Annotated in this window: 15 protein-coding genes, 1 tRNA gene and 1 riboswitch; of the genes, 7 read left to right on the top strand and 9 right to left on the bottom strand. The window is 63.6% G+C overall.

Annotated features, from left to right (window positions below; translation table 11 throughout):
* Nucleotides 1-304 precede the first annotated feature (304 nt).
* The 9 genes from AC3WLT_RS22850 to ydfG form a co-directional block, all read right to left on the bottom strand.
* Nucleotides 305-380: transfer RNA gene (locus AC3WLT_RS22850), tRNA-Lys, on the bottom strand.
* 190 nt (nt 381-570) lie between these two features.
* Nucleotides 571-1,320: a tol-pal system protein YbgF gene (ybgF, locus tag AC3WLT_RS22845; protein WP_492593958.1), complete on the bottom strand. Its 750-nt coding sequence runs from the start codon at nt 1,318-1,320 to the stop codon at nt 571-573.
* A gap of 19 nt (nt 1,321-1,339) precedes the next feature.
* Nucleotides 1,340-1,849 (bottom strand): peptidoglycan-associated lipoprotein Pal, encoded by a 510-nt coding sequence (gene pal / locus AC3WLT_RS22840; protein WP_492593957.1) that lies wholly within the window; start codon nt 1,847-1,849, stop codon nt 1,340-1,342.
* Between the two features lie 33 nt (nt 1,850-1,882).
* Entirely contained in the window at nt 1,883-3,175 is a 1,293-nt protein-coding gene (tolB, locus tag AC3WLT_RS22835; RefSeq protein WP_492593956.1) for a Tol-Pal system beta propeller repeat protein TolB, read from the bottom strand.
* A gap of 148 nt (nt 3,176-3,323) precedes the next feature.
* A complete protein-coding gene (gene tolA, locus AC3WLT_RS22830) occupies nt 3,324-4,322 on the bottom strand; it encodes a cell envelope integrity protein TolA (protein ID WP_492593955.1) in 999 nt (332 codons plus the stop codon).
* Complete coding sequence (tolR, locus tag AC3WLT_RS22825) at nt 4,319-4,765, bottom strand: protein TolR (protein ID WP_492593954.1); 447 nt, start codon at nt 4,763-4,765, stop codon at nt 4,319-4,321. Before tolR ends, tolA begins: the two co-directional genes overlap by 4 nt.
* A 10-nt stretch (nt 4,766-4,775) precedes the next feature.
* Complete coding sequence (gene tolQ / locus AC3WLT_RS22820; RefSeq protein WP_012431821.1) at nt 4,776-5,453, bottom strand: protein TolQ; 678 nt, start codon at nt 5,451-5,453, stop codon at nt 4,776-4,778.
* 156 nt (nt 5,454-5,609) lie between these two features.
* Nucleotides 5,610-6,089, bottom strand: coding sequence for a tol-pal system-associated acyl-CoA thioesterase (ybgC, locus tag AC3WLT_RS22815; protein ID WP_492593953.1), 480 nt, complete (start codon nt 6,087-6,089; stop codon nt 5,610-5,612).
* A gap of 82 nt (nt 6,090-6,171) precedes the next feature.
* Nucleotides 6,172-6,918: a bifunctional NADP-dependent 3-hydroxy acid dehydrogenase/3-hydroxypropionate dehydrogenase YdfG gene (gene ydfG, locus AC3WLT_RS22810; protein ID WP_492593952.1), complete on the bottom strand. Its 747-nt coding sequence runs from the start codon at nt 6,916-6,918 to the stop codon at nt 6,172-6,174.
* Nucleotides 6,919-7,156: 238 nt separating this feature from the next.
* Nucleotides 7,157-7,265: riboswitch (ZMP/ZTP riboswitch) on the top strand.
* 166 nt (nt 7,266-7,431) lie between these two features.
* On the opposite strand from ydfG, the gene glyA reads away from it, so the two are divergent.
* The 7 genes from glyA (at nt 7,432) to AC3WLT_RS22775 (ending at nt 12,155) form a co-directional block, all read left to right on the top strand.
* Nucleotides 7,432-8,679, top strand: coding sequence for a serine hydroxymethyltransferase (gene glyA / locus AC3WLT_RS22805; RefSeq protein ID WP_492593951.1), 1,248 nt, complete (start codon nt 7,432-7,434; stop codon nt 8,677-8,679).
* A gap of 6 nt (nt 8,680-8,685) precedes the next feature.
* A complete protein-coding gene (nrdR, locus tag AC3WLT_RS22800; RefSeq protein ID WP_115103844.1) occupies nt 8,686-9,168 on the top strand; it encodes a transcriptional regulator NrdR in 483 nt (160 codons plus the stop codon).
* A 211-nt stretch (nt 9,169-9,379) separates the two neighbouring features.
* Nucleotides 9,380-9,946, top strand: a complete 567-nt coding sequence (locus AC3WLT_RS22795) for a GspH/FimT family pseudopilin (protein ID WP_492593950.1) — start codon at nt 9,380-9,382, stop codon at nt 9,944-9,946.
* Complete coding sequence (locus AC3WLT_RS22790) at nt 9,943-10,389, top strand: type IV pilus modification PilV family protein (RefSeq protein ID WP_492593949.1); 447 nt, start codon at nt 9,943-9,945, stop codon at nt 10,387-10,389. Before AC3WLT_RS22795 ends, AC3WLT_RS22790 begins: the two co-directional genes overlap by 4 nt.
* Nucleotides 10,386-11,195, top strand: a complete 810-nt coding sequence (locus AC3WLT_RS22785) for a PilW family protein (RefSeq protein WP_492593948.1) — start codon at nt 10,386-10,388, stop codon at nt 11,193-11,195. The genes AC3WLT_RS22790 and AC3WLT_RS22785 overlap by 4 nt, the downstream gene beginning before the upstream one ends.
* Entirely contained in the window at nt 11,186-11,716 is a 531-nt protein-coding gene (locus tag AC3WLT_RS22780) for a pilus assembly PilX family protein (RefSeq protein ID WP_492593947.1), read from the top strand. The genes AC3WLT_RS22785 and AC3WLT_RS22780 overlap by 10 nt, the downstream gene beginning before the upstream one ends.
* A gap of 10 nt (nt 11,717-11,726) precedes the next feature.
* The gene (locus AC3WLT_RS22775; protein ID WP_492593946.1) at nt 11,727-12,155 is read left to right on the top strand and encodes a type IV pilin protein; all 429 of its coding nucleotides are present in this window, start codon (nt 11,727-11,729) and stop codon (nt 12,153-12,155) included.
* The last annotated feature ends 161 nt before the right edge of the window (nt 12,156-12,316 follow it).

Raw genomic sequence — 12,316 nt, 5'->3', positions numbered from 1 at the left:
AGCGGCCCGGTTGCGGCGCAAACGCTACTGGACTGCCGATCGATCGACTCTCGAAGATTTTCGAGTATCCGCGCTGCCGACAGTCAGATGAATACATTGATCGCAGCAACCGTATTTTCTTCCTGAGTGGATCAGTTGCTGCATAGCAGTTGACCGAAAACTTGGGGCGGAAAAGCGGGGCGCACACCACCGACGACAGCATTCAAGGCAAGGACGGTTGCCCGAATCCGGTTGCACAGCGGTTACACGACGCTGAAAAAGAAAAGGGCTTACGACGCTAACGCGTGTAAGCCCTTGAATCTTTTGGTAGGCCGTACGGGATTCGAACCTGTGACCAACGGATTAAAAGTCCGCTGCTCTACCAGCTGAGCTAACGACCCAAAAGAGAAGCGAAATTATAGCGATAGCCCTTGGGGGCTGTCAACCCGCCGCGGCCATTTCAGCACGCGGGCACTCCGGATAGCGAAAAGCCCGAGGTTACTTACTACCCCGGGCTTTCCGGTGAGAGGCGCGCGTGGCTTTTGACGACGGACACTGCGCGTTTACCGCGAACCGCCAAACGTCAAACAACTACTTGATCTGCGACAGCTTGCTTTGTGCCGTTTGCGCGACGTCCGAACCGCCGTATTGCGCGACGATCTGCTCCAGCGTCTTCTTGGCCGCAGCCTTCTGGCCTTGCTCGAGCTGATTGTTCGCAATCGCGAGCAGCGCTTCCGGCGCACGCGGATGCTGCGGGTAATTCTTCACGACGCCTTGCCACGTTGCCGTCGAGCCCTTGTAGTCGCGCAGTGCGTACAGCGCATTGCCGAGCCAGTACTGCGCGGTCGGCTGGTAGGGGCTGTTCGGGAACTTGGAGATGAAGCTGCGAAACGACGCTGCCGCATTCTTGAAGTCGCCGTTGCGAAACTGCTGCGAGGCCGCGTTGAACGACTCCGTTTCACCCGGCTGAACCTCGCCCTGGACGCCCTCCACCGTCTGTTGCTGCGGCTCGAATTTCTTGAGGCGCGTATCCAGATCGGTGTAGTAGTCCTTCTGCTGCTTCTGCAGCGTGGCGAACTGGTTGGCCATGTCTTCGTTCTGCCCGCGCAGCGTCGCGACCTGCTGATTCAGCTGGTCGAGACGGTTGGACTGATCGAGGATCGTGCGCTGCGCCGCCGACAACTGGCTCGACAGGCTATCGGTCTTCGAACGCAGATCGAGAATGGCCTGACGGGCCTGATCGTCGTCGAAGATGCCCGCATGCGCGGGCACAGCCGCGAGGGCCGTGCCTGCGACGCAGGCCGCTGCGGCAAACCGCAGCCAGGAGAAACGATGCGTCATTCGGCTCACCACTCGTTACTTACTGTTGGTACACGAGGTCGGCGCGGCGGTTTTGTGCCCACGACGATTCGTCATGACCGGTTGCTTGCGGCTTTTCCTTGCCGAGGCTCACGGCTTCCATTTCCGAGTCCGTCACGCCCATCAGCGACAGCGAACGGCGCACAGCTTCAGCACGCTTCTGGCCGAGCGCCAGGTTGTATTCGCTGGTGCCGCGTTCGTCGGTGTTGCCCTGAATCAGGACGTGGCGTTGCGGATGGCTCTTCAGGTATTGCGAGTGTTGTTGCAGCAGCGATTGGTAATCGTCCTTGACCGAGTAGCTGTCGAAGTCGAAGTAGATGCTGCGCTTGGCGAGCGGGCTGTTCGGATCGTTCAGCGGATCGACGTTGACCTGTGCGACGTCGGTCGGGTTCGGTTGCGTACCGATTGCGCCGCCCTTATTGGCGTTTTCGTCGAGCTTGACGCCCGAGTGACATGCAGCCAGCGCACCGACCATCAATACGGCAAATGCGAAACGAAGTTTAGACATCATTTGTTGCTCTCCTTGTGTGTTGTTGCATAAACGTTATTGCATAAACGGGCCCCAGGACGGCTCACGTACGCTGCCGCCCTGAACGGACAGGACCTGCCGAGTGCGACCATCGGTCGAAACAGCGGCCAACACGCCACGGCCGTTCACCTGTGTGGCGTAAAGAATGTACTGACCGTTCGCCGCGAAGCTCGGCGATTCGTCATGTATGGTGTCGGTCAGGCCGGTGGCCGTGTTGCCCTGCAGGTCCTGGATATACAGCTTGAACCCGCCGCCGACGCGCGAAATATAGGCAAGCTGCTTGCCGTCCGGGCTCACGCGCGGGCTGGTGTTGTAGCTGCCCGTGAAGGTCACGCGTTGCGCGCCGCCGGCATTCTCGCCCTGGGCCGACATCTTGTAGATTTGCGGTGCGCCGCCGCGGTCGCTCGTGAAGTAGATCGACTGGCCGTCAGGAGAGAAGGACGGTTCGGTGTCGATCGAGCTGCCTTGCGTCAGGCGCCGCAGGCCGCTGCCGTCCGCATTGACGGCGAAAATCTGCGTGTTGCCGGTGCGCGAAAGCGCGACGGCCAGCGTGCGTCCGTCCGGTGACCATGCCGGCGCACTGTTATTGCCCTTCTGGTCCGATACGACCACACGACGGCCCGTGGGCAGATCGTGGATATAGACGACCGGCTTCTTCTTCTCGAACGAAACGTACGCGACCTTGGTGCCGTCAGGCGACCACGCCGGCGAGATGATCGGCTCGGGGCTCGACAGCGCGATGTGCGCGTCCTGGCCGTCGGAATCGGAAATCTGCAACTGATAACGGCCACCGGTCTTGATGACGTACGACAGGCGCGTGGCGAACGCGCCGCGGCCACCCATCAGCTTCGCGTAGATATAATCCGCGACCTTGTGCGCGCTCATGCGCAGCCCGCTTTCCGGGCTCACCAGCACGAGGCCGCCGAGGCTTTCCTGCTTGACGGTGTCGTACAGCTTGAAGCGCACTTCGTACTGGCCGTTCGGCAGGCGGTTCACGCTGCCGGACACGAAGGCGTTGGCGCCCTTGGCCTTCCAGCTGCCCAGGTCGACGGAATCGGTTTCGGAAACCGGCGTGCTGCCCGCGTCGATATTGGTGAATTTGCCGCTGCGCTGCAGATCCTGGCGCACGATTGTGCTGACCTGCTGCGGCGAGTTCGCTTCATTGGCGAAATTCGCCGTTGCGATCGGAAACTGGGTGGACCCAACGCCCGTCACGAGGACGTTGAGTTGTGCGTGGGCGGCACCGCCCGTGGCGATCAGGCACGACGCTACAAGTGTCCGCAGGCCTAGCTTGGTCATCAAACTCATGCTGTATGGATTCCCCAAAAACGGTTTTACTAACACTTCACGACTGCAGACAGACCGGAAAACATCCAATTCGTTCCCGGGCGCGCCACGCTGGGCGGGGCGCTGCGTCTGCTGTCAACTCACCTTCACGTGGCGCTCCGCTTTCGCATCAACCGGCCGGCCGCAACGTAATCTTGAAGCTGGCGGGCGTCTTGCCGTCGATGTCCTGCGGCATCGGATCGGAGAGCTGGACGGCCCGCAGCGCGGCGTCGTCCCAAGCCGGATTGCCGCTGCTGTGCGAGATCGTCGCGCTCAGCAAGGTGCCCGTCGGCGAGCAACGCACGGAGATCACGGTCTCGAGACCCTCCGTTTCTGCGCCCCACGAGATGTTCCGACGCACCACGCGACGCACCTTGTCCGCGTAACCCGGCGATGCTGCATTGCCGCCCGAGCCGCTGCCCATGCCGGTCTTGCCGAGCCCGTTGCCGGTCGAACCTGCGCCGCCGGCCATGCCTTGCATCTGTGTAAGGCGCGCAGTACGTTCCGCGTCGAGCTTCTTCGCTTGCGCGGCGGCATCGGCCTGCGCCTTGGCTTTCGCCGCTTTCTGCGCATCGGCCTTCTTCTGAGCCTCAGCTTCAGCCTGCTTCTGCTGCTGTTCTTTCAGTTGCTGCTGCTTTTGCTGCTCGGCCAATTGCTGTTGTTTCAGCTTGTCGGCCTGCTGCTGTTGCTGCTTCTGTTTGGCTGCCGCGGCTTTCTGCGCGGCGAGTTGCGCCGCCTGTTCAGCAAGCTGCTGCTGACGCTTGGCCTCGGCTTCCTGCTGGACCTGCAGCTTCTGTTGACGCTGCTGCTCCGCGAGTTGCGCCTGACGCGCGGCTTCCTGTTGCTGGCGTTTCTTCTGCTGCAGCGCGATGTCGGCCTGTTCGTCGGGCAGCGGCGGGGCCGGAGCCACCGGAACGGGCGGCGGCGGGGGCACACGCGGAATCGCCGTGTCCGGCACTTCGGTCCACAGTTCGGCTTCCGCGCCTTCGGGCGTGCTGTTCTGCCATTGAATGCCGTGGTACAGGAAAAATCCGAGCAGCACATGCATCACCAGCGCGAACACAAAAGCTCGCCCGGTGCCGCGTTCACGCGGTGGCTGGAGCGGATATTCGGATTTCTTGCGGATCATTGCGATTTGACGAGCAATCCAACGCGCTTGACGCCCCGGGCTTTCAACTGGGACATCACGTTCATCACGACTTCGTACCTCACGGTCTTGTCGGCGGCGATCACGACGGGCTGATCAGGATGCGTCTGCGCGCGATCGGTGATGAAGCCGTTCAGATCAGCCTTCGTCATGTCTTCCTGCTGCTGTGCGCCCGCGTCGTCCTTGTATTTGACGCTCATATTGCCGTCCGCGCGAATGTTCACGATCACGGGCGGGGTTTGCTGCTGCGGCGCGGCGCCGCCGACGGTCGGCAGATTGACGATCGACGGGGCAACGAGCGGCGCGGTCACCATGAAGATCACGAGCAGCACGAGCATCACGTCGATGTACGGCACGACGTTGATGTCGGCCATCGCGCGGCGCGAGCGGCCGCCGCGCATGCTGGAGGGGCGAGAGCCTGCCATCGTGGACTCCTTACTGTGCCTGGCGCTGCAGAATGTTCGAGAACTCTTCGATAAAGGTCTCGAAGCGGATCGCCAGACGGTCGATGTCGTGCGCGTAGCGGTTGTAGGCGACCACGGCCGGAATCGCGGCGAACAGGCCGATTGCGGTAGCGGTCAGCGCTTCGGCAATGCCCGGCGCGACGTTCGCAAGGGTGGCCTGCTGCACGTTGGCGAGGCCGCGGAACGCATTCATGATCCCCCACACCGTGCCGAACAGACCGATATAAGGGCTGACCGAACCGACCGACGCGAGAAACGCCAGATTTGCTTCGAGCACGTCCATTTCACGCTGGAACGCGGCGCGCATCGCCCGGCGTGCGCCGTCGAGAATCGCGCCCGAATCGTTCAGGCGCTTTTCCTTGCCCTTCAGGAATTCGCGCATGCCGGACTCGAAAATCCGTTCCAGCGCGCCGATCGTATGACGGTTGTTCGCGGCGCTCTGGTAAAGGGCCTGCAGGTCGCCCCCCGACCAGAAATCGCGTTCGAAGCGTTCAGTTTGCGCGCGCGCCCGGCGGATCGCAAACCACTTGCGGAAGATGAATGTCCACGATAGCAGCGACAACAGCAGCAACAGCGCCATGACTGCCTGCGCCAGCAGGCTCGCATTGAGTACGAGAGAAACGATCGACAGATCTTGTGTAGTGTTCATAAAGGTTCGTTTTAACGTCCCGGAAGGGGGCGTCCGGCCTGCAAGGCCGCTCGAAGCTTGCCGTGAGCAAAACGGAAGCGTCGGCGACATGGCAAGCCGAACCATGCTTTGTGTTGCTTGATCGATACGAGTTCACTGGCCCCGTAACAACGGGGTTCAGACGTTGTTCGTTGACATGCCGCCGTCGTTCACGCCCGGCCCGCGCCGCAAGGCGGCGAGCACGGATGGAGGAATCGCGGCCGGCCGCAGCGCGGTGCGCTCGACGCAGCCGACCCGGATGGAACCGGCCGCAAGCAGCGTGCCGTCACGCCACGCCTCCTGCGCGAAGTCGACCGACGCCCGGCCAAGACGCTCGATCCGGCTCACTACCTTGACGATGTCGTCGAGCCGGGCCGGCGCCCGGTAGTCGACGGCAGTGCTGCGCACGATGAAGAGCGCGCCGGTTTCGTCCGCGAGCCGGTTCTGGTCGACGCCGCATGCGCGCAGCCATTCGGTGCGCGCCCGCTCGAAAAACTTCAGGTAGTTGGCGTAAAACACGATGCCGCCGGCGTCGGTATCTTCGTAATACACGCGGATTGGCCACGTGAAGCCGATTTCCGTGCCTGGCTGGCTGGTCGACATATTCATGCGGCGCATTTTACCGGAACGCGCACCCCGAGGTCTGTTTCAAGATGTGCGCCCCGCCTGGCGGGCTTCTGCAGCAATTTCGGCCGAAAATTCAGCCGCGATGAATCGCCAGGCCGGCGAACGACTGGGCCACCGGCATCAGCTCGATCGTGTTGATGTTGACGTGGGCCGGGCGCGTGGCGATCCAGTAGATCGAGTCGGCGATATCTTCGGCCGTCAGCGGCTGCACGTTCTGGTAGACATTGGCAGCTTTCGCGTCGTCGCCGCGAAAACGCACGTTCGAGAACTCGGTGCCGCCGCACAGGCCCGGCTCGATGTCGGTCACGCGCAGCGAGGTGCCAGCCAGATCGGCGCGCAGGTTCAGGCTGAACTGGCGGACGAACGCCTTGGTCGCGCCGTACACGTTGCCGCCCGCGTACGGCCAGCGGCCGGCTACAGAGCCGAGGTTGAAGATGTGCCCGCGGTTGCGCTCCACCATGCCGGGCAAGAGCGCGTGCGTGACCTGCACGAGGCCCGTGCAGTTGGTGTCGATCATGGTATTCCACTCGTCCAGGCTCGCCTTGTGCGCCGGCTCGACGCCGAGTGCGAGGCCGGCGTTGTTGACGAGCACGTCGATCGCGGCGAAACCGGCCGGCAGCGCAGCCGGCATGGCTTCGACGGCGGCGCGGTCGCGCACGTCGAGTTCGAGCGGCAGAAGCGCGTCGCCGAGTTCGTCGGCGAGCGCCTGCAGGCGATCCTTACGGCGCGCGGTGGCGACGACCCGATGGCCGCCCTTGACGAAAGCGCGAGCGATAGCGGCGCCGAATCCCGCGGACGCTCCGGTGACGAACACGATCATTGCAGTTCCCTGGTCGGTAAGAGAGAAAGGTCCCAAGCCTACTTCCAATGCGGCGCTGCGGCAAGGATGAACGAGCCGCACAAGTGGCTGTGACAGGGGCTCGGCCCGGCTTGCCAGCGAACTTTTGTCAGATGTTTGCGAAGCCCGGGCGCCGGCGCCGGGATACGTCCCGCGAGTGCCCGCCGGGGCGGCAGGAAGCCGGTTGCCTATTCGATCCGCTTCCAATAAACTAACGCGCTCATCCCTGCGTGACTGGCGATAGAACCGATACAACCAATCGGGTTCAAGGTGGAGCAACCCACCGTGAAGCGCAGGGTGCCGTTTTGCCGTTCGCCTGGGCAGCCGTAATCCGCGCGCATTGATCTGCGCTGACGGTGGCTGTCCTGCCTCGCGTGTGCGGCGTCTCTCCATTCGCCACGTCAGGGCTGGCCCAGCCGCCAGCAGCGCCGCGTACCCTCTACGCAAGATTCGGTGCACGATCCGGTCAACCTGAACACACTCAACGGAATCCGTATGTTTGACAGAGCCCAAAGCACCATCGCCAACGTCGATCCTGAACTCTGGAACGTCATCCAGCAGGAAAACCGCCGTCAGGAAGAGCACATCGAACTGATCGCGTCGGAAAACTACACGAGCCCGGCTGTGATGGCCGCGCAAGGCTCGCAACTCACCAACAAATACGCCGAAGGTTATCCGGGCAAGCGCTACTACGGCGGCTGCGAGTTCGTCGACGTCGCCGAGCAACTGGCGATCGACCGCGTCAAGCAACTGTTTGGCGCGGAAGCCGCGAACGTCCAGCCGAACTCCGGCTCGCAGGCGAATCAAGGCGTGTTCTTCGCCATGCTCAAGCCGGGCGACACGATCATGGGCATGAGCCTCGCGCACGGCGGTCACCTGACGCACGGTTCGCCGGTCAACATGTCGGGCAAGTGGTTCAACGTGGTGAGCTACGGCCTGAACGAAGCCGAAGACATCGATTACGACGCGGCTGAAAAGCTCGCACAGGAGCACAAGCCGAAGCTGATCGTGGCCGGCGCGTCTGCGTTCGCGCTGCGTATCGATTTCGAGCGCTTTGCGAAGATCGCCAAGTCGGTCGGCGCGTACTTCATGGTCGACATGGCGCACTACGCCGGCCTGATCGCCGCGGGCGCCTATCCGAACCCGGTGCCGCATGCCGATTTCGTCACCACCACCACGCACAAGAGCCTGCGTGGCCCGCGCGGCGGCGTGATCCTGATGAAGGCCGAGTTCGAAAAGCAGATCAACTCGGCCATCTTTCCGGGTATCCAGGGTGGCCCGCTGATGCACGTGATCGCCGGTAAGGCCGTCGCATTCAAGGAAGCGCTGTCGCCGGAATTCAAGGCGTATCAGCAGCAAGTCGTCGAAAATGCACGCGTGCTGGCCGAAACGCTGGTCAAACGCGGTCTGCGCATCGTCTCGGGCCGTACCGAAAGCCACGTGATGCTGGTCGACCTGCGCGCGAAGAAGATCACCGGCAAGGCTGCGGAAGCGGCGCTCGGCGCGGCGCACATCACGGTGAACAAGAACGCGATCCCGAACGACCCGGAAAAGCCGTTCGTGACGAGCGGCGTGCGTCTCGGCTCGCCGGCCATGACCACGCGCGGTTTTGGCGTCAAGGAAGCGGAGCAGGTGGGTAACCTGATCGCCGACGTGCTGGACAACCCGGAAGACGCAGCCACGATCGAACGCGTGCGCGGGCAGGTCGCCGAGTTGACCCAGCGCTTCCCGGTCTACCGCTAAGCCGTCATGCACTGCCCCTTCTGCCGGCATGCCGATACGCAGGTTGTGGATTCCCGCGTATCTGAAGACGGCGCGACGATTCGCCGGCGCCGCCGCTGTCCGGCCTGCGACAAACGTTTTACGACGTATGAGCGGGTCGAGCTGGCGTTGCCGTCGGTCGTCAAGAAGGATGGCAGCCGCACGGAATTCGACCGCCGCAAGATTGTCGCGAGCATGCAACTGGCGCTGCGCAAGCGCCCAGTGGCGGCGGACGAGATCGACGCGGCAGTCGCCCGCATCGAGTATCAATTGCTCGGCAGCGGCGAGCGCGAGGTGCGCAGCGAGCGCCTCGGCGAACTCGTGATGAACGAGTTGCGCGCGCTCGACACGATTGCCTATGTGCGTTTTGCCTCCGTATACCGGCGCTTTGAAGACGTTTCCGAATTCGAAGATGTAATCGAAGAATTTCGCCGCGCTTCCTCCCCGCCCAAGCCTCCCCGCAAGCGCTGATTGATGTCGCGCCCGGACTCGCGTTCGAGTTTCTGGTTTTTGTCGCGCTCTTTGTCGCGCTTCTTCGCGTATTAGCATCTCCCCCCCCGTTATGGTTCGTCACGCGTGCATTGTTGCGCGGGAGCGTGTCTGAGTGCCACCTGGCCATTCGGCCGATTGTTGGCGCGTTTCCAACTCGTTAGATTGACTGCATTCTTTGAAACGATCAGGGATGCAGATGAAATGGGATGCAGTCTGTTTGCGGCCGCGTCGCGGCTTTACGCTTATCGAAACGCTGGTTGTCGTCACGCTGCTGGCGGTGATCGCGGTGATGGCGACACCGTCCTTTGTAGCGTGGCACCTGCGGGATCAGGTCGACGCGCGCGCGAAAGCGCTCGCTTCGACGCTTGCCTATGCACGCAGTGAAGCATTGCGGCGCGGTGCGCGCGTTACCGTGTGCCGGATCGACGCTGCGCGGCGTTGTCTTGCCGCGGGGCAAGCGTGCGGCGATGGCGTTGCCGACTGGTCATGCGGCTGGGCCGTACTGGCTGAGCGCGGCGGCGCGCTTTCGCTGCTGCGCGCGCACCCGCAGCTTGCGGCGGTCAGCATCACCGGGGCGCAGACGAATCTCACGTTCACGCCGCCCGCCGGGCAGTTGATCGGCACATTTCGCAGTTTCGACATCGCGCCGCGCGTTCCATCGAAAGCGACTCAGGGCGACAAGTGGCGGCGCTGCATTCGTATTGCGGCGGGTGGCCGCGCGCGGATCGTCGAGGGCGCATGCGGAGCGACATCATGAACCGGCATTCATTCAAGGTGAAGCTGCGCCGCTACGCATTAAAGCGTGGCGGCAGTTCGCTGATCGAAGTCATGCTCGCCGTAGCACTGATGGCGGTGACGGCGCTCGGATTGATCGCCGGTCAATTGTGGACCGCACGTGAAGCGCGCGCGGTGGCAATGCGCGAGCACGCCGCATGGATAGCCGATTCCGTCGCCGAGGCGATGTGCGTGCCGTCTGCGGGCGAATCCGCGCTCAGGCAATGGAGTGCGCGCGCGGCGTCCCTGTTGCCACACGGCGCAGCCTCTGTGGGTGAAAGCGGCGGCGTGTCCTCCGCGCGCGTGACGTGGGCGGCGCTGCGCGACATGCCGCGCTCCGGCGACGTAATCGACAAGCCTGAGTCCTGTGGCGGCGTGGACATTCCCGCAGGCTCCTCATGCGTTGCAATGGCGTTTGCGAAATGACGCAGCGTTTGCTTGTTGCGCGCGGCCATACGCTGGTCGAGCTTGTGATCGCAATCGCGCTGGGACTGGTGGTGACCGCGGGCGCGGTGTCGCTCTATACCACGCAGCGGACCGCATTCGTGCGCGCGGGCGATGCGCTGCGGATCCGCGAAGCCGGCCTGACCGCGCTCACGCTGATCGGCCAGCAGCTTCAGATGGCCGGTTTCGTTCCCGCGGACGTCGCGAGGTTCAACAGTCCGCCACCGTTGTTCGGGTGTTCAGGTGGCCGTCCGATCGGCGCGGACGACAGTCTCGCCTGCGAGGCGCTGGCGAATCATTCCGACGGCGTCGCGGTCCGCTATGTCGGCGACAACGTGTCGACGTGGCCGTCGGCGGCCGGTCAATCCACCGATTGCCTGGGGCAGGCCGTGACCAGCAATAGCGCGGCGCTTGGTGGCCAGGGCGTGTCGATCGTCAATCGCTATTTCGCCAGAATCAGCGGCTCGACGGGCGAACCGGAGTTGTACTGCGAAGGCAACGGCAAGGCCGGATCCGCGCAGCCGCTGGTAGAAGGCGTCGAGCGCGTGCGGCTCCGGTACTGGCTGGCCGGCAGGCTGAGCGCGATTGACGCCTCGGCGCTGAGCGCCGATCAATGGACGAAGGTCGTCGCCGTCGATCTCTGTGTACTCGTACGAGGCGCGCCGCAAGGGCGGCGTGCGCGCTACGTCGATTGCGACGGCGCGAGCATCGTCGGCGCCGATACGAGGCCGCGGCAGGCGTTCTGGCGACGAGTCGCGATCCGCAATCAGGCGGAGGATTGGCTGTGACGAGCCGCACCGATCACATCTCTCGACTCCGCAGCGGCGGCGCTGTTTTGCCGATTGTCCTGCTGATTTCCGCGATGCTGTTGGCCACCTCCGCTGCCTGGTTCGAGGCATCGCTTGCGGCGGCGCGCGGCACGACCAACCTACGCGACTATTTGCAGGCATTTCACGCCGCGGATTCGGCGCTGACTTTGTGCGCCCGCAGCGTCGTCGCAGCAGCAGCCGTTGAGGCGGCGGCCGCTGCGCCGGTCGCAATCGGTGAGCCTACGCAATGGAAGCTCGAAGCCGCCTTCGAGACGGGCGCCGTCACGCCCGTCTCACACTGGCCCGGCTCGCTGCGCGCGCCGCAGTGTCTGATCGAAGCGTGGCGGCTCGGCACGCGTGCCAACGCCCGCGCGTATTTACTGACCACGCGTGGTTTCGGCCGGGCGAGAGAGTCTCAGGTGTGGCTGCAGATGGAACTTGTGATTGACGGCGCGCGGATCGAGCGGCATTGGCGGCGCGTTGTCGCGCGGCCATTCTGAAGGGAGGTTCATGACGAAGCCGTACGCATCCGCATTCACGCTACTCGAACTCATGATCGCATTGGCGATAGCCGCGACGCTGGTCGTGTTTGCGGTGCCGTCGTACCGGAGCCACATTGCGCGGACGCACAGAATTGATGCAGCAGCCGCACTTTATCGGGCAGCCCAGTTCGTCGAAGGAACGGTAGGCGGGAGCGCTGCGACATTGCCGCCCGGCCTGAATCAGGCGCCGCAATTCGGCACGCCGATCTATCGGCTGCGGGTGCTGCCGGCTGACGACGCAAACGGCGGGTACACAGTGGAAGCTGCGCCCACCGAGGCCGGCCCGATGCGGGACGACGCCTGCGGCATCTTCACGCTCGATGCAACGGGTCTGCGAAGCAATAGTGGCGCAAGCGGCGCGGTGCTGGCCAGCACCGAATGCTGGAATACGAGTTAGAGGAGCGAACTGAAGGGTGCTCGCTGGGCAGCGAAACGAGCCGGCGTTCTTCAGCGCCGCCGGCTCGAAGGCAAGCCCGGCTCAAAGGCAAGCCCGGCTCAAAGGCAAGCCCGGCTCAAAGGCAAGCCCGGCTCAAAGGCAAGCCCGGCTCAAAGGCAAGC

It is taken from the genome of Paraburkholderia sp. FW306-2-2C-D06C (assembly GCF_058781505.1).
Note: the sequence above shows the minus strand (reverse complement) of the source record. Positions and strands in the feature narration are given on the sequence as shown.